This is a genomic window from Marinobacter sp. P4B1 (assembly GCF_001447135.1).
In the GTDB taxonomy this organism is placed as follows: Bacteria; Pseudomonadota; Gammaproteobacteria; order Pseudomonadales; family Oleiphilaceae; genus Marinobacter; species Marinobacter vinifirmus.
The window spans coordinates 72,615-91,582 of the sequence record NZ_LLXM01000014.1; the positions used below are offsets into that span (position 1 = coordinate 72,615).

Annotated in this window: 17 protein-coding genes; 10 read left to right on the forward strand and 7 right to left on the reverse strand. The window is 55.9% G+C overall.

Annotation, left to right across the window (positions count from 1 at the left end; genetic code table 11):
* Positions 1 to 21 precede the first annotated feature (21 nt).
* The 4 genes from pip (at position 22) to AQ621_RS11050 (ending at position 4,028) form a co-directional block, all read left to right on the forward strand.
* Positions 22 to 984 carry a prolyl aminopeptidase gene (gene pip, locus AQ621_RS11035; RefSeq protein WP_058341486.1) on the forward strand — a complete coding sequence of 321 codons (963 nt, stop codon included), beginning with the start codon at positions 22 to 24 and terminating at the stop codon, positions 982 to 984.
* A gap of 108 nt (positions 985 to 1,092) precedes the next feature.
* Entirely contained in the window at positions 1,093 to 1,548 is a 456-nt protein-coding gene (gene dtd, locus AQ621_RS11040) for a D-aminoacyl-tRNA deacylase (protein WP_058341487.1), read from the forward strand.
* A 487-nt stretch (positions 1,549 to 2,035) separates the two neighbouring features.
* On the forward strand, positions 2,036 to 3,073 hold the full coding sequence (locus AQ621_RS11045) for a porin (protein ID WP_058341488.1): 1,038 nt from the start codon (positions 2,036 to 2,038) through the stop codon (positions 3,071 to 3,073).
* 94 nt (positions 3,074 to 3,167) lie between these two features.
* Positions 3,168 to 4,028: a CYTH domain-containing protein gene (locus AQ621_RS11050; RefSeq protein WP_058341489.1), complete on the forward strand. Its 861-nt coding sequence runs from the start codon at positions 3,168 to 3,170 to the stop codon at positions 4,026 to 4,028.
* Between the two features lie 5 nt (positions 4,029 to 4,033).
* On the opposite strand, the gene AQ621_RS11055 is transcribed toward AQ621_RS11050, so the two are convergent.
* Complete coding sequence (locus AQ621_RS11055; RefSeq protein WP_058341490.1) at positions 4,034 to 5,218, reverse strand: potassium channel family protein; 1,185 nt, start codon at positions 5,216 to 5,218, stop codon at positions 4,034 to 4,036.
* 80 nt (positions 5,219 to 5,298) lie between these two features.
* On the opposite strand from AQ621_RS11055, the gene glnE reads away from it, so the two are divergent.
* The 3 genes from glnE (at position 5,299) to AQ621_RS11070 (ending at position 9,962) form a co-directional block, all read left to right on the forward strand.
* Positions 5,299 to 8,124 (forward strand): bifunctional [glutamate--ammonia ligase]-adenylyl-L-tyrosine phosphorylase/[glutamate--ammonia-ligase] adenylyltransferase, encoded by a 2,826-nt coding sequence (gene glnE / locus AQ621_RS11060; RefSeq protein ID WP_082641047.1) that lies wholly within the window; start codon positions 5,299 to 5,301, stop codon positions 8,122 to 8,124.
* Between the two features lie 80 nt (positions 8,125 to 8,204).
* On the forward strand, positions 8,205 to 9,128 hold the full coding sequence (locus AQ621_RS11065) for a branched-chain amino acid transaminase (RefSeq protein ID WP_058341491.1): 924 nt from the start codon (positions 8,205 to 8,207) through the stop codon (positions 9,126 to 9,128).
* A gap of 102 nt (positions 9,129 to 9,230) precedes the next feature.
* Positions 9,231 to 9,962, forward strand: a complete 732-nt coding sequence (locus AQ621_RS11070; protein WP_158499531.1) for a 3-deoxy-D-manno-octulosonic acid kinase — start codon at positions 9,231 to 9,233, stop codon at positions 9,960 to 9,962.
* On the opposite strand, the gene AQ621_RS17355 is transcribed toward AQ621_RS11070, so the two are convergent.
* The 5 genes from AQ621_RS17355 to AQ621_RS11095 are packed head-to-tail and all read right to left on the reverse strand — an operon-like array spanning position 9,950 to position 14,881.
* Positions 9,950 to 11,260, reverse strand: coding sequence for an O-antigen ligase family protein (locus AQ621_RS17355; protein WP_082641049.1), 1,311 nt, complete (start codon positions 11,258 to 11,260; stop codon positions 9,950 to 9,952). The genes AQ621_RS11070 and AQ621_RS17355 overlap by 13 nt on opposite strands.
* A 19-nt stretch (positions 11,261 to 11,279) precedes the next feature.
* On the reverse strand, positions 11,280 to 11,810 hold the full coding sequence (gene gmhB / locus AQ621_RS11080) for a D-glycero-beta-D-manno-heptose 1,7-bisphosphate 7-phosphatase (protein ID WP_082641052.1): 531 nt from the start codon (positions 11,808 to 11,810) through the stop codon (positions 11,280 to 11,282).
* On the reverse strand, positions 11,807 to 12,850 hold the full coding sequence (locus AQ621_RS11085) for a glycosyltransferase family 9 protein (RefSeq protein ID WP_058341494.1): 1,044 nt from the start codon (positions 12,848 to 12,850) through the stop codon (positions 11,807 to 11,809). Before AQ621_RS11085 ends, gmhB begins: the two co-directional genes overlap by 4 nt.
* A 1-nt stretch (position 12,851) precedes the next feature.
* Positions 12,852 to 14,300, reverse strand: coding sequence for a bifunctional D-glycero-beta-D-manno-heptose-7-phosphate kinase/D-glycero-beta-D-manno-heptose 1-phosphate adenylyltransferase HldE (gene hldE / locus AQ621_RS11090; RefSeq protein WP_413772295.1), 1,449 nt, complete (start codon positions 14,298 to 14,300; stop codon positions 12,852 to 12,854).
* Positions 14,297 to 14,881 carry a D-sedoheptulose-7-phosphate isomerase gene (locus AQ621_RS11095; protein WP_058341496.1) on the reverse strand — a complete coding sequence of 195 codons (585 nt, stop codon included), beginning with the start codon at positions 14,879 to 14,881 and terminating at the stop codon, positions 14,297 to 14,299. Before AQ621_RS11095 ends, hldE begins: the two co-directional genes overlap by 4 nt.
* 264 nt (positions 14,882 to 15,145) lie before the next feature.
* Here AQ621_RS11095 and rfaD point away from each other — a divergent pair, with 264 nt between their 5' ends.
* The 3 genes from rfaD to AQ621_RS11110 are packed head-to-tail and all read left to right on the forward strand — an operon-like array spanning position 15,146 to position 17,837.
* Entirely contained in the window at positions 15,146 to 16,087 is a 942-nt protein-coding gene (gene rfaD, locus AQ621_RS11100; protein ID WP_058341497.1) for an ADP-glyceromanno-heptose 6-epimerase, read from the forward strand.
* Entirely contained in the window at positions 16,084 to 17,091 is a 1,008-nt protein-coding gene (waaF, locus tag AQ621_RS11105; protein ID WP_058341498.1) for a lipopolysaccharide heptosyltransferase II, read from the forward strand. Before rfaD ends, waaF begins: the two co-directional genes overlap by 4 nt.
* Entirely contained in the window at positions 17,088 to 17,837 is a 750-nt protein-coding gene (locus AQ621_RS11110) for a glycosyltransferase family 2 protein (protein WP_058341499.1), read from the forward strand. Before waaF ends, AQ621_RS11110 begins: the two co-directional genes overlap by 4 nt.
* On the opposite strand, the gene AQ621_RS11115 is transcribed toward AQ621_RS11110, so the two are convergent.
* Positions 17,821 to 18,915 carry a glycosyltransferase family 4 protein gene (locus AQ621_RS11115; protein ID WP_058341500.1) on the reverse strand — a complete coding sequence of 365 codons (1,095 nt, stop codon included), beginning with the start codon at positions 18,913 to 18,915 and terminating at the stop codon, positions 17,821 to 17,823. The two genes, AQ621_RS11110 and AQ621_RS11115, sit on opposite strands and share 17 nt — an antisense overlap.
* Positions 18,916 to 18,968: the final 53 nt, after the last annotated feature.

The window sequence follows — 18,968 nt, forward strand, 5'->3', positions numbered from 1 at the left end:
ATCCCTGAAACGGAGTTCGTCATGCTGAACCTCTACCCCGAAATTGAACCCTACGCCCGTCATCGCCTTGCGGTGGACGAACCCCATGAGCTGTACCTGGAAGAATCCGGCAATCCGGATGGCATTCCTGTGCTTGTGGTTCACGGTGGGCCGGGTGGTGGGTGTGAGGATTACCATCGGCGGTTTTTCGATGCCGAGCGCTTCCGGATTATCCTGATGGACCAGCGCGGCGCTGGCCGTTCCACGCCTTTGGCGGAGCTGGAAGGCAACAGCACCGACAAGCTGGTTCAGGACATGGAAACCATTCGCCAGTTTCTGGGCATTGACCGCTGGTTACTGTTTGGTGGCAGCTGGGGCTCCACGCTCAGCCTGGTGTATGCCGAAACCTATCCGGAGCGGGTTCTCGGGCTGGTGTTGCGGGGTATCTTTCTGTGCCGGCCGCGAGATATTCAGTGGTTCTACCAGGAAGGCGCGAGCCGGGTGTTTCCGGATTACTGGCAGGATTTTCTGGCCCCGATTCCTGAAGATGAGCGCCACGACATGGTAACGGCCTATTACCGGCGGCTCACCAGCGCCAATGAACTGGAGCAGATACAGGCGGCCAAGGCCTGGTCGATCTGGGAAGGCCGTTGCGCCACCCTGCATCCGAACCCCAAGGTGGTGGAGCATTTCGGCCACCCCCATGTCGCCATAGCCCTGGCACGTATTGAGTGCCACTACTTCATGAACAACGCCTTTCTGGAACCGGATCAGATTGTGCGGGACGCGGGCCGGCTGGCGGATATCCCCGGGGTAATTGTGCACGGCCGTTACGACATGGTGTGCCCGCTGGATAATGCCCTGGCCCTGCACCGGGCCTGGCCGGAAGCCGAGCTGCATATTATCCGGGATGCCGGCCATTCCGCGTCCGAGCCGGCTATTGTGGATGCGCTGTTGCGGGGCGTAGAAGAGGTAGTGGCGAAAAGCCTGCCCAGCGCCGGTTGAGCATAGACTTATTATTGGCCTTCAAGGGCTTGCGGCCCCGCCGAGGGCCCTATACACTCTTGCGCGTTGCTGATTTTTAACCCTGTGCTCATCTTGCCAAGGGATGGAATGAAAGGACTGATCCAGCGCGTTTCCGAAGCCAGTGTAACGGTGAATGGGGAAAAGATTTCCGCCATTGGGCCGGGGCTTCTGCTATTGCTGGGTGTGGAAAAGGACGACACACAGAATGAGGCCAGGGACTTGTGCCGAAAAATCCTCTCCTACCGGGTATTCCCCGACGAGCAGGGCCGGATGAACGTTAACGTTCAGGACTCCGGTGGATCCCTGCTGATTGTTCCCCAGTTCACACTTGCCGCCGATACCGGCTCCGGCACCCGCCCGGGGTTCTCGCTGGCGGCTGCGCCGGATATGGCCAATTCCCTGTATCAGAATTTTGTGGCCCAGGCCCGAGCTGAACTTGGGGAGAGTCGTGTTGGGGAAGGGCAGTTCGGTGCAGACATGAAAGTGGCCCTGGTAAATGACGGCCCTGTCACGTTCATGCTAGAAACCGGCAAAAAGGGTTAGTGCACCGAAATGTGACAGAGTTGTATCTGGCGCCTCACAAAAGGGCGGTAGATAAGGTAATGTTTGAGCCGGTTTGTGGTTTTGCTAGCTCGGACTGCCTTAGTTGATTGTTCTGGAAGCGGTTTTTGGGTTCTGGCCCTGATTTTGGTAGATAAAACCGGAATCTGTGGTCAAGCCATTGAGGAATAAAGAACTTTGCTTCCTGACCAAAAAAGGCTAAAAATTAGCCCGTGAAAATTTGCAAAAATGCAAACATTGTATTAAAACAGGTTCATCACGCTGAACTTTAACAAAGTTCTGTAAGTGGTTGAGAACTAAGGTTCGGGGCTTTCCCGGCCAGATAAAAAGAAGAAATGTCGGCCCCCTGTTGGAAATAAATGGGGGTTGATCGGGGTTCCGGTAAAGCCGGCATTTGCTGGATTTACCAGTAAAAATCGGGGCTTACACCCGTCGAAAACCTGAGTTAACTCAAAAAGGAAGACGCAACATGAAAAAAACTATTCTTGCTTCTGCTATTGCAGCCGCAACCTTCTCTGGCGCTGCTCTGGCCCAGGAAAGCAACCTGCCGACTATCTACGGTAACATTCAGTACGCTCTGGCTTACGAGAACTTTGACGAAGGCCCATACTCCGTCGATCATTTTGATAACGGTTCTACTCTCGGCGTAGCTCACAGCCACGAAATTGCTCCTGGTATCACTGGTTTCTTCAAAATGGAACTGGAAGGCATCGATGCTGATGATAAAGCCGAGAGCAACGGTATCGACGGCCTGGATGAAGCCTACATTGGTGTGAAAGGTGATAACTTTGGCCAGATCTGGGTGGGTTCTGATGACTCCACCTATGAGTCAGCCATTGACAAGATTGCTAATTTCTATGAAGTGGGAGCCTACAACCTGGGCGGCGGTTACGAGACAGGTGAAGGCGACCTGATCCAGTACATGTCTCCGTCTTTTGGTGGCTTCAAGCTGGCCGCAGCAGTTCAGGTTAACGGAACTGAGAAAACAGGTGGCAAGTCCTATCCTTACCAGCTGGCGGCGATCTATAGTGTTGATGCGCTGGAACTTGCGTTCGCTATGGACTCAAACGATGGTTCTCTGGATTATTCCAGCGCTAATGACCTGAATACTAACAACGAGAACACCTACGGCCTGCGCGCTACATACAACCTGGATAACCTGAGCCTGACCGCTCAGTTCCAGACCCGCAAGGACGTTGAAGACAAATTTGGTTTGATGGGTGTTTACACTTTAGGTAAGAACCAGTTTGCTCTTTCTTATGAGCGTTCTGAAGCGGACGGTGATCTGAATGCCCAGAAACCGGGCGACCAAGATGTAAAAGACATTGTGACCATTCAGGCGCTGCATAACCTGTCTGACAACATGTATGTGTATGTTGAAGGTTACCTCGCAGGCGGAGACCAGGTGCACCAGTGGGATTCCAACGGGGATGACGAGATCACTGCTGCTGATTTCGCCACTGACGAGAAAACCCTCGCAGCCGTTGGGGCCGTTTACTACTTCTGATCAGCTAACCAGCTAATCAAGTAGTCTCAAAAGCCGGTGACTCAGGTCACCGGCTTTTGTATTTTAAGGCCACTCATTTTTACCGGAGAACCCCATGGCCACAGAACTCGAAATCAAGCTCACCCTGTCTGAGGCTGCACAAGCCAAAGCCCTTGAGTGGTTGCTGGCCAGGCCGGAAGCGATTGAAGGCCAGCGCAAGACCCTGATCAATCGCTACTACGATACCCCGGATGCCGCCCTTAACCGTGCTAAGGCCGCCTTGCGGGTGAGGCAGGCAGGTGACAGGTTTATCCAGACCCTGAAAACCAAGGGCGAGTTTGTGGATGGTGCCCATCGGCGTGAAGAGTGGGAGTGGGAATTGTCTGGGCCGGATCTGGATTTGTCTCTGCTGGAGCAAACGCCCCTGCATGGGCAGGTCGATCTGTCAGACCTTGCGCTGGCGTTCGAAACCAACTTCCAGCGGCAGGTGGTGATGCTGGAATCCGGCAGCAGTGTTATTGAAGTGGCTGTGGATTCTGGTGAAATTCTCGGCGGCGGCCGTTCGCTGCCGTTGCACGAGGTGGAGTTCGAGCTAAAAGCCGGCGAACCTGGGGAGTTGATGCGTTGGGCGAAGGCGCTTGCCTGCGAAGTTCCGGTGTTCCTAAACCTGGTCAGCAAGGCTGAGCAGGGATATTTCCTTGCGGGTATTTACCGTCCCGAGATTCTCGTTTCCAGTGAGCCCTTATCGGTAACGAAGCTGCTGCATACGCTGAGCGTAAGCTGGCTGACCGGTGAACCAGTCAAGCTGCCCCCAAGCGCTTTAAGTGCGATCGCTGAGACGGCGGGCGCAGCCGGATTTGATAAGGAGTGGCAAGAGCTCAGTCGTTCGCTCCAATCCGGCACCACAACTGATGACCTGATTCAAAAATTCCCGGAATTGGGCCGGTTGCAGTTAGCACTGGCCCTTGTCGGCTAGGCGGTTCAGGAACCGCTTTCTTTTTCAGCGGCAGCCTCTGCCGCGGCCTTTTGCTCATTTTGTTCGTGCATGGATCGCCACTGGGCCAAAAAGTCCCGGTAGCGATCCAACGCTTCTTCCACCACGGAAACTTCCGGTGTTTCCGTTGAGCGCACCAGTACGATCAGTCCTTTCCCTTCCACTTCCTTGTTGGTTTCCGGATGGCAGATCACTTCATTTTCGTGGTCGATATAAGCCAGTGCCGTGCCAATGCCGTGGCGAACTAGAGCGCTGACGATGTCTGCCCAGGTCAGGTCGTCCAGTTCCAGGTCGTAGCGGTGTGGGTGGTCACGCTCGTAGTTGAACATGTCTTCCAGCACTTTCTCTGAACCCGGCGCCACCACGGCGCGCACCATGATTTCTGGATAGGTTCGAACCGGCCGAATGATGGTTCTCACCCCCAGAGCCTTGAAGCGATCCCGGTTTGCATCACTCACGCATTCCACGGTGGTTTTACCGCCCAGGTTGGACTCTGCCAGCCGGTGGGCGATATCGAAGGTCAGGCTGTCGGAGAAAGGATCGGACTCGTCGGCCGCGAGCACAATCACGTGCCTGGCACTCCCGGCGTGGACCGATTTCAGCGCTTCCGGATCATTGCCTGCACCGTGGAAGTGCACCATGCCACAATCCCGAAGCTCTGCCGGCAGGCCTCCCGGAAACTGTCGGGTCAGAAGCATGATCGGGACTGTGTGGTATTCCGGTATCGACCGGATCTGGGTGGCGAAGCGCATGAAGTATTGTTCGCCACCGGTGCGTGGGGTGTTGATGATTACGATGTGGTCTTTCATGTTGTAAATCCAGCGTCCGGAGAGGATTCGTTCACGGCGGTAGAACCGGTATTCAATATAGTCGCTGACAATCAGCGTGAGCAGGGTGATGGCAGTTACAAACATCAGCACCACGGTACTGATGCGACCGATGGCGGTTACCGGCGCGTAGTCACCATAGCCTACGGTGACCAGTGTGGTCATTGTGAGCCACACGGCTTCGAAAAAACTCAAAGGCTCTACAGCCCAGAGGATCAGGATCTGCGCGGAAACCAGAGCTCCCAGTGTCAGGAATAGCCGGCTGATGCGTTGGCGGATCAGCCCTCCCATTGGGAGGTGTGGCTGCGAGTGTTCCGGGTTCAGCGGGCGACGATTGCGCATCATGGAGTGAGGCTGCCTGTTCAGTCCGTGGCAAGTTCGTTATACAGTACCGGAAATATATCAGAGAGACAGGGGTTTGCGTTATGTCTGAGCCTATGGGTTCGTTACCAGCGGAGCTGTCACAGGCGGATGTTGCCGAGGCCTGCGCCCGCAGTGTGTTTCTGGCCCAGACGCTGGAACGTTATCCGGAGCAGGTTCAGGCTGCCGTTAAGGCCCGCCCACTGACCGAGCCCACCACAGAAGCGTGGCTGAAACAGCGCTGGGGCGAGTTCCTGGCAACCGTTGATTCAGAGCCATCGCTGCACGCCGCCCTTCGCCAGTACCGCCGGGAAATCCAGTTCCGCATTATCTGGCGTGACCTGATGAACTGGGCAGACCTGAACGAAACCATGCTGGCCACCAGCGCCTTTGCCGATGTGGCCATTGATGGCGCTCTCAGCTGGCTTTATGAAAAGGTCTGTGAGGAATTCGGTACCCCCATGGGTCGTGACCCGATGACCGGTGCCGAGGTTCCCCAGAAACTGGTGGTGCTGGGTATGGGTAAGCTGGGCGGTCGGGAGCTCAACGTTTCCTCGGATATCGACCTGATCTTTGCCTTTCCCTCCAAGGGGGAAACCGAAGGTGGCCGCCGGGCCCTGGATAACCAGCAGTTCTTTATCCGTCTTGGTCAGCGATTGATCCAGGCCCTGGACCAGATTACGGCGGATGGTTTTGTGTTCCGGGTGGACATGCGCCTGCGGCCCTACGGCCAGAGCGGTGCCCTGGCACTGAGTTTCGCAGCACTGGAAACCTACTACCAGGATCAGGGTCGGGACTGGGAGCGCTATGCCATGGTCAAGGCCCGGGTAGTGGCCGGCGACCAGCGGGCAGGGCAGGTGTTGATGGAAAGCCTGCGGCCCTTTGTTTACCGCAAATACATCGACTTCAGCGCCTTCGAATCCCTGCGCACCATGAAAGACATGATCAGCCGGGAAGTTCGCCGCAAGGGGCTGGAGAACAATATAAAACTGGGCAGTGGCGGTATCCGCGAGATTGAGTTTGTGGTGCAGGCGTTTCAGCTGATCCGTGGCGGGCGTGACCGGGAGCTGCAACAGCGGGAATTGCTGAATATCCTCAGGGAACTGGAAGAGCTGGAGCTGCTGCCATCCTCCGTTGTGAAGGAGTTACGAGAGGCCTATGTGTTCCTGCGCAACCTGGAGCACGCCCTGCAGGGGATGGAAGACAAACAGACCCAGGTTCTGCCGGACGACGAACTGTCGCAGGCCCGGGTTGCCCGCATTATGGAGTTTGATGACTGGACCGCCTTCCAGCATGCGCTGGATGAGCATCGCAATCGCGTTGCCCGGCACTTCGCCAACATCATCGCGACTGAAGACGAGGAAGGCGATTCCGAAAACGGCATGGATGACGGCTGTTACGAACTCTGGCTGGCGGAAATGGAAGAGCCCGCTGCGGTGGAATGGCTGGCGGAGAAAGGTTTCGAAAACCCGGAAGACAGTTACAAGCGCCTGGTGAGCCTGCGGGACAGCCGAACCGTGCAGACCCTGCAAACCCAGGGCCGCAAACGGCTGAACCAGTTCATGCCGTTATTGCTGAACGCGTTGATGGATGTTGAGAATGCGTCGGAAACCCTCGACCGGGTATTGCAGCTGGTAGAGGCCATTTTGCGCCGCACCGCCTACATGGTGCTGCTGGTGGAAAACCCCGGCGCGCTTACGCAGCTGGTGCGCCTGTGTAGCGACAGCCCCTGGATTGCGCGCCTGCTGGCAGAAACCCCGCTGCTGCTGGACGAGCTGCTGAATGCCGAGAGCCTGTACAGCCCGCCTGCCAAGGAAGAGCTGCAGGACGACCTGCGTCAGCAGATGCTGCGCATTCCCTACGAAGACCTGGAAGAACAGATGGAGGCGTTGCGTTACTTCAAGAAGGCCCATGTGCTTCGGGTGGCGGCTTCTGAGCTCAAGGGCACCTTGCCCCTGATGAAGGTGAGTGATTACCTGACCTGGATTGCCGAGGTGGTGCTGGACCATGTGGTGGATGTGGCCTTCTCCAACCTGGTCAGCCGCCACGGTTATCCGCGCCGGGCAGATGGTTCGGCGTGTGACACAGACTTTGCCATCATCGGCTACGGCAAGCTCGGCGGTATCGAACTCGGTTACACCTCGGACCTGGACCTGGTGTTTGTACACCAGGCCGATCCGCAACTGGCCACCGATGGTGACAAGCCCATCGACAACGCGGTGTTCTACACCCGCCTGGGCCAGCGCATTGTGCACATTCTCAGCACTCAGACGCCTTCCGGCCAGCTTTATGAAGTGGATATGCGCCTGCGGCCGTCCGGTAACTCCGGCCTGCTGGTCAGCACCTTGCAGGCGTTTGAGAAATATCAGCAGAACGATGCCTGGACCTGGGAGCATCAGGCCCTGGCCCGGGCCCGTGGCGTTGCCGGCTGCCCGGATACCCTTCAAGCCTTCGAGGGTATCCGTCACCAGATTCTGTGCACGTCAAGGGATAAAGCTGCCCTGCGCCAGCAGGTGGTGGAGATGCGGGAGAAAATGCGCAGTAGCCTCGGCACGCCGGAAATCCGGCGGGACGAAGTGTTTCACATCAAACACGATGCCGGCGGTATTGTGGATATCGAATTCATGATGCAGTACCTGATGTTGGCCTGGAGTGCCGAGCACCCGGAGCTGACCCAGTGGAGCGACAATATTCGCCAGATGGAAGAGCTGGGCCGTGCCGATGTATTGCCGGTGGAGGACACAGAGAAGTTGCGGGAGGTATACATTACCTTGCGTTCGACCATTCACCGCCGGGCGCTGCAAAACCTGAATAGCCAGGTGGAGGGCAATGCATTTCAGGAAGAGCGTGACTACATCCAAAGTATGTGGAAAAAATTCATGCTTGAGTAGCAAGCTAAATTTATTTCTGTCCGGCTTTCCTGCTAGAATGCTGGATCCCCGAAAACTGCTTATTCAGGAGCACTGTAGAAATGTCGATGGCTGATCGCGATGGCCTTATCTGGCTGGATGGTGAAATGGTTCCCTGGCGGGAAGCCAAAACCCACGTACTCACTCATACCCTGCATTACGGCCTTGGCTGCTTTGAAGGCGTGCGTGCGTACAATACCGCGAACGGCCCGGCAATTTTCCGGCTGAAAGAACACACCGACCGGTTGTTCAACTCCGCCCACATCCTGAACATGAAAATGCCGTTCAGCAAAGACGTGATCAACGAAGCCCAGCGTGCTGCGGTTCGTGAGAACAATCTGGACGAAGCCTACCTGCGCCCCATGGTATTCCTGGGTTCCGAAGGCATGGGCCTGCGCGCTGACAACCTGCAGGTGCACGTAATGGTTGCCGCCTGGAGCTGGCCGTCTTACATGTCGCCAGAAGCCAAGGAGCTGGGCATCAAGGTGCGCACCTCCTCCTACACCCGCCACCACGTGAACATCACCATGTGTAAGGCGAAGGCCAACGGCAACTACATCAACTCCATGCTGGCCCTTAACGAAGCCATCTCCGGCGGCGCTGAAGAAGCCCTGCTGCTGGACAACGAAGGCTACGTGGCGGAAGGCTCCGGCGAGAACATCTTCATCGTGCGCAACGGTGAGCTGCACACCCCGGAACTGACCTCCTGCCTGGCCGGCATCACCCGCGCCACCATCATCGACTTCGCCAAGGACCTTGGCCTGGTGGTGAAAGAACGCCGCATCACTCGCGACGAAGTGTACATCGCTGAAGAAGCCTTCTTCACCGGCACCGCCGCTGAAGTGCTGCCGATCCGTGAACTGGACGGACGCCAGATTGGTGAAGGCAAGCGTGGCCCGATTACCGAGAAGCTGCAGAGCATGTACTTTGATGCGGTGAAGGGTAAGCTGGCTCAGCATTCAGAGTGGCTGACGCCGGTTAAATAAATTGATGTATCGGGCCTGAAAGGTCGAAAAGCCGCTCTTTGTTCTCAGAAGGGCGGCTTTTTTATGAGTGTTGTCTAAACAGTGTTGCAAAAGGTGGATTCTTTGAGTTCTGGTAACGAGGTGCGTATACAATCTGTTGACGTTACTGCTCTGCTGGCACCTGAGTATGTAGATAACTTTGACACTGGCTGGTTTGATCCAGATTTTTGGCAGGCTAAGGCAACCCCCGTTTCAGTGGGAGGGCGGGGTAGTGCGTGGTTTATTGAGCGTCCCAAGGGGGATTGGGTTTTAAGGCACTATCGGCGTGGAGGTTTGGTAGCGCGTTTCAATGAAAACGCATACCTGTACACTGGAGAACGCGGTGTTCGCTCGTTCTCAGAATTCCGCCTGCTGCAGCAGATGGCAGAAATGAAATTGCCGGTTCCTAGGCCCGTTGCTGCCGGGTATTCCCGTCACAGGCTGTGGTATCAAGCTTCGATCATCATCGAGCGTCTGCCCGATGTTATTCCTTGGGGCGAGTTATTAACGCGCCAAGAAGATTGCAGTGTTACCTGGGAGCGTGTTGGTCGCGTGCTCAGAAGCTTTCATGACAAGGGGGTTTACCACGCTGATTTGAATTGCTTCAATATTTTGATCGCTTCGGACAAAGTCTACTTGATCGACTTTGACCGGGGCGAATTGAGGCGGGCGCCGAAGGTGCCTGGTGAAGGTTGGCAGGGGGCTAACTTGACGCGATTAAAGCGGTCGATTTTAAAGATTGCAGGCCATGACGATCGTTCGTCATTGGCTTTGTCCGAGCATTGGGCGCGGTTGTTAGCAGCTTATTGTGGATGAAATTCGTACTGGTTCTTTTCTTCTTCGGTTGTAGCGAGCACCCACAAAATTAATAGCATGAATGCGTAAACCATGACGCCACTATTATGCTCAAAGAAGGCTTGAGTCAAACTGAAGCAGAGGTATGAGGTGCAGAGAATCACGCCTGCAATTGCAAATGGCTGTTCAGACGGCAGGCAGCGTTTGGATTTTCTAAAGAATAGAATCAAAGGTACAAAATACAGAAGCGCCAGTGAAATGACACCGACACCGCCGCGCTTCTGCCAACTATCCAAGAAGTCATTGTGTGCATGCCTAAACTTCAATATGTGAGGGTCTAAACCTGCCTCTGAAACAAGTCGCTGTTTCTGGATTTCGACTTCATGCTCGCCCCATCCCACTATCGGGCGCTGAGCCCCTAAGACGATTGCCGCCCTCCACATCTCCAGTCGAACTCCAACGGATGTGCTCGCATTATCGCTGTCAAAGTAATCTTGAACTTCAGTTATTGCTTGATGGGCTCTCTGGTGGACTCGTGTATCACTGGAGAAATTGAAGAGAGTAACCAGCAGACTTGTCACGACCATTCCAATGAAAATACTTGCTTTGGTGATCCGGGGCCTCAGGATGATCAGGCAGATGAACGCGTTGATGGGTAAGGTTATCCAGCCTCCGCGACTACCTGACAGCAGAGAGGCGGTTATACCGCCAACGAAGCCCACAAGCGCTAGGACCTTTAACATAGCTGTTTTTTTTCGTTGATGGCTAGCCCACAAAAATCCAACAAGGCTTAATGATCCTAATAACAATGCAATATTGCCGAACTGTATCGCTTGAGTATCGCCGTGTGCTCTGCTTAATCCGTCAAAAAATACTTGCTTGCTTGCCCACAGGCCAGTGAGGGAAGCTCCTAAAGCAATGCCTGCCCAGAGGAAGGCGGGGCGAGGTGGGTACTTAAGTAAAAGAGGCAGTATCAATAGGGCAAAGATAAACCTGCTAGGTCGATCAAGTGTGCGAAAGCCCTGATCGTGAATAAGGGCGGTTGCGAGTGCAGATATGAAGAATAAAGAAAATATTGCTGCCAGCAGGAGGCAACTTTTTCCCGGGAGTTCTGGCCTTTGGGGCAAAGCGTAGCTAACTAACGCGAGAATCAGAAGAAAGGCCGGTCCCCAGGAATATCCAGACGGGGTCGTCAATGCCAGGCTTCCGAATAGAAATACGGATATAGAAGTGAGCAGCGTAAGTGCGTCACCGTTTGCTGGCTTTCTCGGGCACGAGGGAAAAGGCTCGGGCATTTGTTGATGAGAGTTGGCTGACATCACGCCTGGACCCTCTCCCTCATGACATCACATCCACTAGTGCGTCGGTGCGTTTAACCTTGATTTTGCTTGGTGTGATATGTTTTCTGTAGCCAAATAAAAAACCTTGTAACAGGTGCGCCGCTGCAGCCGCCTCCATATCACTCCCCTTATCCCCAATCATAATGCAGTCCGCCGGATTCAGATCAAACTCCTCAATCCCCTTCAGTAGCATCCCGGGTTTCGGCTTACGGCAGTCACAGTTCCGTTCATCTGCCGGCCCAAAATCAGGATGGTGCGGGCAATGATAAACCTTGCTGATGGTCACGCCCTGTTCTTTGAAGCGTTCCACCATCCAGTCTGTCAGCTCTTTGAACTGGGCCTCAGTGTACATGCCGCGGGCAATGCCAGACTGGTTGGTAACCACAATCAGCAGGTAGCCCTGATCCTGATAGTGCCGGCAAACCTCGAAGATGCCGTCGATAAACTCAAAGTCCTCTTTGCGGTACACGTAGCCGTGATCCACGTTGATCACGCCATCCCGGTCCAGGAATAAGGCTTTGTTGGTCATAGGTTCCGTTCCTGAATACAGCGGTCCAACATGTCGATGACCTGTTCCGTTGTGATGTTCGTCATCAACTCTTCGCCCTTGAGCCTCTGGCCCCAGCGGCTTTGCTCCGGTGTTTCCCCTCGCATCTGTTTCAGGGCGGGGGTGTAGGCGTCTACCACGTATTCCTGCCACAGATAGGGGCCGGTGCGTTTCGGGTTGCTGTGGGCATAAAGGCCAATAACCGGCGTGCCGGCAGCAACGGCCATGTGTACGGGGCCAGTGTCTGGTGCCAGTACAAGGCTTGCTTCGCCAATCAGGGCGAACAGCTGCTTCAGGCTCGACAGGCCAACCAGGTTGCGTATGGGGTGTTTGGCGTGGGCCTGAATGTTGGCAGCCAATTCCTTCTCACGCTCTCCCGGGCCGCCACAAAGATAAACCGAAAAGCCCAGGCTGGCGGCGTGGTCGGCAACGGCCGCGTAGCGCTCAGGCAGCCAGTTCCGCTCGGCGTTCGAGGCGGCGGGGGTGATGATCAGGTGTTTGCTGGTGGCCGGGTCGAGTTGGGCTTTGGCCCAGTCCCGATCTTCCGCATTAACCGGAATGTTCCAGTCGGGCGCTCCGAGTGGGATGCCCAGCGATTTCTGAAACTGTCGGAAATTGTCCAGTACGTGGACCTTGTCCGTTGGCTCGATCTGCTCGTTGATAAACAGGCTGTGCAGCTCTTTGCTCTTGGCTTTGTTGTAGCCAATCCGTCGTTTGGCAGAAATGCACAAACTGGCGAGGTTCGCTCGCAGCGCAACTTGCATTAGCAGAAGGGCGTCAAATCGTTTGCCCTGGAGCTGGCGCCGAAGGTTGCGGAATGCGGCCAGGCCCTGTTGCTTGTCAAACACAACAAAGTTGACGCCGTCCGTGCCTGTCATCAGCGCGGCTTCAGCCTTGCCGATCACCCAAGTGATCTCAGCTTCCGGGTAATGCTGCCGGATAGCATGAACTACTGCAGCGGCGTTGCAGGTGTCACCAATGGCCGACAGGCGCAGTAGGCAGATGGAGCGGGGCGCAGACAAATCAGCCTCGAACTTTCTTGATCAGCCCGGTGGTGGAACGGCCTTCAACTGTGGGCAGGATAGCAACCTCACCGCCGTTTTGCTGAACAAAGTCCGCGCCGACGATGGTGTCGATTGAGTAGTCGCCGCCTTTGGCGAGCACCTGCGGATTCACCCGTTTGATGAGTTGCTCCGGCGTGTCGTTCTCCTCAGTGTTGTCTCCGAAGGGGATGACCCAGTCCACGCAGGCCAGGGCGGATAACACTTCCATCCGGTCTTCCAGCGAGTTTACCGGGCGTTCTTCGCCCTTCAGGCGACGTACTGAGGCATCAGAATTCAACCCGACCACCAGTCGATCACCCAGTGCACGGGCCTGTGCCAGATAGCGCACGTGGCCGGCATGCAGGATATCGAAGCAACCGTTGGTGAAGACAATGCGTTCGCCCTGTTGTCGGGCGTAATCAATATGCAGCAGGCTTTGCTCGACGCTGGGGTGGTAGCCGCTGGTTTTGGCCGACCACTGGTGGCTTGCGCGGGCAGCCAGCTCTTCCGGGGAAACGGTGGCGGCGCCTAGTTTGGCGACCACAATGCCAGCCGCAAGGTTGGACAGCCAGGCCGCGTCTTTCAATTCGAACCCGGCGCTCAGCAAGGTGCCCAGAGTGGCGATCACGGTGTCACCGGCACCGGTGACGTCACTCACTTCCAGGACTTCCGCCGGGAAATGGTGATGTTCAGTCTGGGTTATCAGGCTCATGCCTTGTTCGCTACGGGTCAGCAGCATGGTATCGATACCCGCTTCGGCCAGCATGGCGCGGGCAGAACTCAGCATCGCTTCATCGGACGAGGCATCCCCACCGGCCGCCTTGAATTCGGTCAGGTTCGGGGTGATGACGGTTGCGCCACGATACAGTGAGAAGTCTTTGCTTTTCGGGTCCACCAGGACCTGCTTGCCGGCCTTTCGCGCAGCCTGGATCAAGTCGCCAACACAGGCGAGGGTGCCTTTGGCGTAATCGCTGATGATGACGGTATTGTATTGCTCAACCAGTTCGCCGTAACGCTGTTTGACGCTTTCGGCCTGGGCGACGGGGAAGGTGTCTTCCATGTCGAGCCGAACCATCTGTTGATGGCGGGAGATGATACGGGTCTTGGAAATAGTGCGTGCGTCGTCCAGTTCCAGGAGCTCGGAATGGACCTTTTCCTTGACCAGAAGATTTTTCAGCAAACGACCGTCTGTGTCGTTGCCGATGATGCCCAGAATGGCGGCCTGGCCGTCAAGGTGGGCGATGTTTCTGGCAACGTTGGCGGCACCGCCGGCTCGGTCCTCAGTGTGGGCAACCCGCACCACAGGGACGGGTGCTTCCGGAGAAATGCGGTTGGTGTCGCCAATGAAATAGCGGTCAAGCATGACATCGCCAATCACCAGGACAGAGGCGTTCTGGAGCTGGTCCAGCCGGGCCAGGTCAAGCATCAGTCAAGGCCTCCGGACAGTACTACCTCATCCATCGCCTCACACAGCCAGTGGCCGATGAACATATGGGCCTCCTGAATGCGCGCGGTTTCGTCACTGTTGATGATGATGGACAGTTTGGCGATGTCTTTTACCTTGCCGCCGTCTCTGCCAGTGAGGGCAACGGTTCCGGCGCCCAGGTCGTTGGCGGCTTTCAGGGCCCGGTTGATGTTCTCGCTCTGGCCGGAGGTGGTCAGGCCGATCACCAGATCCTCAGGCTTGCCCAGCCCCAGCACTTGCCGCTCGAACACGGTTTCAAACTCGTAGTCATTGGGGTGCGCGGTCAGAATCGAGGTGTCTGTAGTCAGCGCGATGGACGCTAACGGGCCGCGCTCTTTCTTGTAGCGAACCATAAACTCGGCCGCCAGGTGCTGAGAGTCTGCTGCACTGCCGCCGTTACCCATAAAGATGACCTTGCCGCCGATTTTCAGGCACTGCCGGGTAAGCTCGAGCAGTTGTTCCGCCACTTCTTGATACTCTTCCAGAATGGCAAAGGTTTTGCGGTGCCGTTCCAGAGTGGCGAGGTAGCTGCTTGGCTGGGACATGGGAGCCTCCGGTGTTAGCTTTCATCTGGGCGCGCCGGTGTTTCACGGCACCGGCTAGAAGGCGCAAAGTGTACCATGGTGGCTTAAGGCGTCCCATATGCTTTTTTCCGTACTAAACGGCTGTTAATGCAGTGTTCACAGTGTTCTTCGCCACTGATGTGAATGGTTTTGGCGGTTTTAGCTATGGGTAAAAGAGGTTAAGATGGCAGCCATATTCCGGGCCGTTGTCAGGCCCGCCCGCACGGAATTTTCAGGAGCCTTACCATGATTGTCGTCACTGGCGGTGCCGGTTTCATCGGAGCGAACATTGTCCACGCACTTAATCAGCGGGGCGAGACAGACATTCTCGTTGTTGACGATCTGACCGACGGCACCTATTTCCGTAATCTGGCGGAACTGGATATCACCGATTACATGGACAAAGGCGAGTTCCTGGAGCGGGTTAAGGCGAATGACCTGCCGGTGGGCATCCGGGCGATCTTCCACGAAGGGGCGTGTTCAGACACCACCGAGTGGGACGGCAAGTTCATGATGGAGAACAACTACACCTACTCCAAGGTGTTGCTGCATTGGTGCCTGGACCACAAAGTGCCTTTTCTCTACGCCTCCAGTGCGGCGGTCTACGGCGCCAGCGATGAGTTCCGGGAAGCGCGCGAGTGCGAACGGCCACTGAACGTCTATGGCTATTCCAAGTGGCAGTTTGACCAGTACGTGCGCACGATTCTGCCGTCTGCCCGTAGCCAGATTGTCGGCTTCCGTTACTTCAACGTCTACGGCCCCAGAGAGCAGCACAAGGGCAAGATGGCGTCCGTGGCCTATCACCTGCACGAACAGATCAAAGCTGGCCAGAATCCCAAGCTGTTCCAAGGTTGGGATGGCTATTCTGACGGTGGGCAACAGCGTGACTTTGTATATGTAGACGACGTGTGCAAGGTGAACCTGTGGTTCTATGATAATCCGGACCAGTCCGGCATTTTCAATCTGGGCACTGGCCGTGCCCAGTCGTTCCTGGAGGTGGCCGAGGCGGTCATCCAATACCACGGTAAGGGCAAGGTGGAGTTCATCCCTTTCCCGGATGAGCTGAAAGGCCGTTATCAGAGCTTTACCCAGGCGGATGTCAGTGCGTTGCGTGATGCGGGCTATACCGATTCGTTCACCGACGTTGCGGGTGGTGTCGCGGCGTACCTGGCCTGGCTGGATCGATGAACTGCCTGGTGGTTGGCCCGTCCTGGGTGGGCGATATGGTTATGGCCCAGGCGCTGTTCATGTCCCTCAAACAACAGGACCCGCAAGCAAAAATCGACGTGCTGGCTCCCGGGTGGTCGCTCCCGATCATCGCCCGTATGCCTGAGGTCAACACAGGCATCGCGGCACCCTGGAAAAGTGGTGAGCTGGCCCTGAAGGCCCAGTGGCGATTGGCCCGAACGCTGAAAGGATACGATAAAGCGATTGTCCTGCCGCGTTCGTTTAAGTCCGCTTTGATTCCTTTCTTTGCAGGCACTCCCGAGCGGGTTGGCTTCAGCGGGGAAGGGCGTTCGATTCTGCTTACCGATGCCCGGCGCAGACACCCAACCCGAGACGGCTCTACCATTACCGACAAAACCGTGTGGCGTTACATGGGGCTTGGGGCCAGCAAGGCGGATTACGAGAACTATCAGTTTGATGTGCCACAACCGTCACTGACGATCGACAAGGCGAACCTGAAAGACGTGATGGGCAAACTGGGCCTGGACCCGGAATGTCCCGTCATTGCGATCTGCCCCGGTGCGGAGTTCGGCCCGGCAAAGCAGTGGCCCCTTGAAAGCCACCGGGCGCTCGCTGAAAAACTGGTGCAGCAGGGCTTTCAGGTCTGGATTATGGGCGGTCCGAAAGATGTTGAGTCGGGTGACGAGATTGCCAATGGTCAGGAAGGCGTGTTCAACCTTTGCGGTAAAACCCGCCTGGAAGATACCGTGGACCTGTTCAGTCATTGCCGCAAAGTGGTCAGTCACGATTCCGGTTTGATGCATGTGGCTGCGGCCTCGGGTGCTGAAGTGGTTGCCATCTACGGTTCCACCAGCCCCGATTTCACTCCGCCGCTGACGGATAATGCGACGATTGTCCGGCATCCGGTGGAGTGCAGCCCCTGCTTTGAGCGCACCTGCCGTTTCGGCCATTACAACTGTCTGACGGGCATTTCGGTGCAGCGGGTTATGGAGGCCTGTCAGTGAAACTCAGCGCGGTACTGATCACAAAAAACGCAGGGACAGAGTTTGCCAAGTGCCTGGAAAGCCTGGCGTTTGCCGATGAGATCGTGATTCTGGATTCCGGTTCGACGGACGATACGCTGGCTATCGCGGAGCAATTTGGCGCGCGCATTTTCCGGTCTGGCGATTGGCCAGGTTTTGGTCCGCAGCGCCAGAGAGCTCAGGGCCACGCGCAGGGCGAGTGGTTGTTCTGGATTGATACCGACGAAGTGGTCACCCCGGAACTGGCCTCCTCCATTCAGCACGCTATCGCGCAGGCACCGGTGCAGCAGGTGTTTCAGGTAAAGCGGTTGTCGTGGTTTTTTGGCCGTTTCATCCGGCACTCTGGCTGGTATCCCGATAAAGTAGTCCGGTTGTACCGCCGTGAAGAATACGGGTACGACGATGCTCTGGTGCATGAAAAGGTTCACTGCCCCGATGCCAGCGTAGAGACGCTTGACGGGGATTTGCTGCACTATACCGCCACTAATTTCCCGGACTACATGGCAAAATCCGTTCGATATGCGGAGGATTGGGCTGAGGGCCGGGCCCGTCGTGGCAAGAAAGCCTCACTGTTCTCTGCCTGTAGCCACAGCCTTGGAGCGTTTGTCCGGAAGTATCTGCTTCAAAGAGGGTTTTTGGACGGCCGGCATGGGTTTTTGCTTGCGATGATCACTGCGTACTATGTGTTTAACAAGTACGCAGCTCTCTGGATCAAAACGCGCCGTTGATGGTTTCTTCCAGAACTTTGTAGAGTTCACGAGCGGACTGCCCTACATGAAAGTGTGATTCGATTCGTTCCCTTGCTTTCTGGCCCATCAGTGAGCACTGATCTTCAGACTGATGTAGACGAAGGATTGCGTTAGCAATTTCTTCCGCGCTACCCGGTGTAACCCGGATACCCGATATGCCGTCCTCAATGAGTTCTGCGCTGCCTCCGGTATCACTGACGATGGGGGCAACGCCGTAGGCCATGGACTCAATAACCGTTTTCGGCAGCCCTTCCCGTTTGGTGGATGCCAGCACTGAGGCGTTGCACGCAGCAATGATCGCCGGTGCGTCGCGCCGAAACCCGGTGATGTGGATGCGGTCCGCCATCGGGCTGGATTTTATCAGCACCTGAATTTCCTCAGAGTCCATCCCCTGGCCCACCAGCAAGAGATGGATATTGCTCTCTGCGGGCAGCATGTGAGTTGCTTTCAGAAGCACTGGAAGGCCTTTTCGGGGCCTTACGTTAGCCACCGAGCCCACTACAAACGCGCCGTCCGGTATGCCAAATTCACTGAGCTGAGCGGGCTTGTCCTGGTACCAGTTAAGGTTATGTCCCTTGTAAACGGTGCAGACTTTGTGCCTGTTTCCCCAGACGTGGTTCTGTAAATCGTCCCGTGTTGCTTTGGAAACACAAACGATCCGGTCAACGCGGGGATTGAGGTGAGTCAGGTAACAACTGGGATCCCAACGGCTGATGTTGCCAGTCTGCCCCCGATAGGTGAGAACCTTTACTGGTAGGCCTAGGGCTGCAAAGTTGGCGTTGGTAATGGCCTTGTTGTTGAAACTGTAGACCGCATTGAATTTGCCCTTTTTCAGAATGCCCCGGATTCTTCTGATAGCTCCAAGTTCAAACTTCTTGGCGGGGTGACATGCATGAAGCTTGATGCCCGCTTCCTCGAATCGTTTGCCGTATTCGATATCGGGTTGAGTGACCAACTCTACGTGAACGCCAAGTTTGGCGAGTTCGATCAGCATTTCCGCTTCCGGGCGAACCGAGTTCCAAGTGTCCAGGTAAGAGCTGATGACCAATAACTTCACGATTTTATTCCTTGCCGCGCCAATAGGTTAAACTGGCGCCATTAAAACATTAG

What these genes read in the sequence shown, in the direction of transcription:
- AQ621_RS11055 (WP_058341490.1), bottom strand. Translation starts at nt 5,218, where the DNA reads ATGATGCGCAATCGTCGCCCGCTGAACCCGGAACACTCGCAGCCACAC.
- AQ621_RS11050 (WP_058341489.1), top strand. Translation starts at nt 3,168, where the DNA reads ATGGCCACAGAACTCGAAATCAAGCTCACCCTGTCTGAGGCTGCACAA.
- AQ621_RS17355 (WP_082641049.1), bottom strand. Translation starts at nt 11,260, where the DNA reads ATGTCAGCCAACTCTCATCAACAAATGCCCGAGCCTTTTCCCTCGTGC.
- AQ621_RS11065 (WP_058341491.1), top strand. Translation starts at nt 8,205, where the DNA reads ATGTCGATGGCTGATCGCGATGGCCTTATCTGGCTGGATGGTGAAATG.
- pip (WP_058341486.1), top strand. Translation starts at nt 22, where the DNA reads ATGCTGAACCTCTACCCCGAAATTGAACCCTACGCCCGTCATCGCCTT.
- dtd (WP_058341487.1), top strand. Translation starts at nt 1,093, where the DNA reads ATGAAAGGACTGATCCAGCGCGTTTCCGAAGCCAGTGTAACGGTGAAT.
- AQ621_RS11045 (WP_058341488.1), top strand. Translation starts at nt 2,036, where the DNA reads ATGAAAAAAACTATTCTTGCTTCTGCTATTGCAGCCGCAACCTTCTCT.
- gmhB (WP_082641052.1), bottom strand. Translation starts at nt 11,810, where the DNA reads ATGACCAACAAAGCCTTATTCCTGGACCGGGATGGCGTGATCAACGTG.
- waaF (WP_058341498.1), top strand. Translation starts at nt 16,084, where the DNA reads ATGAACTGCCTGGTGGTTGGCCCGTCCTGGGTGGGCGATATGGTTATG.
- glnE (WP_082641047.1), top strand. Translation starts at nt 5,299, where the DNA reads ATGTCTGAGCCTATGGGTTCGTTACCAGCGGAGCTGTCACAGGCGGAT.
- AQ621_RS11095 (WP_058341496.1), bottom strand. Translation starts at nt 14,881, where the DNA reads ATGTCCCAGCCAAGCAGCTACCTCGCCACTCTGGAACGGCACCGCAAA.
- rfaD (WP_058341497.1), top strand. Translation starts at nt 15,146, where the DNA reads ATGATTGTCGTCACTGGCGGTGCCGGTTTCATCGGAGCGAACATTGTC.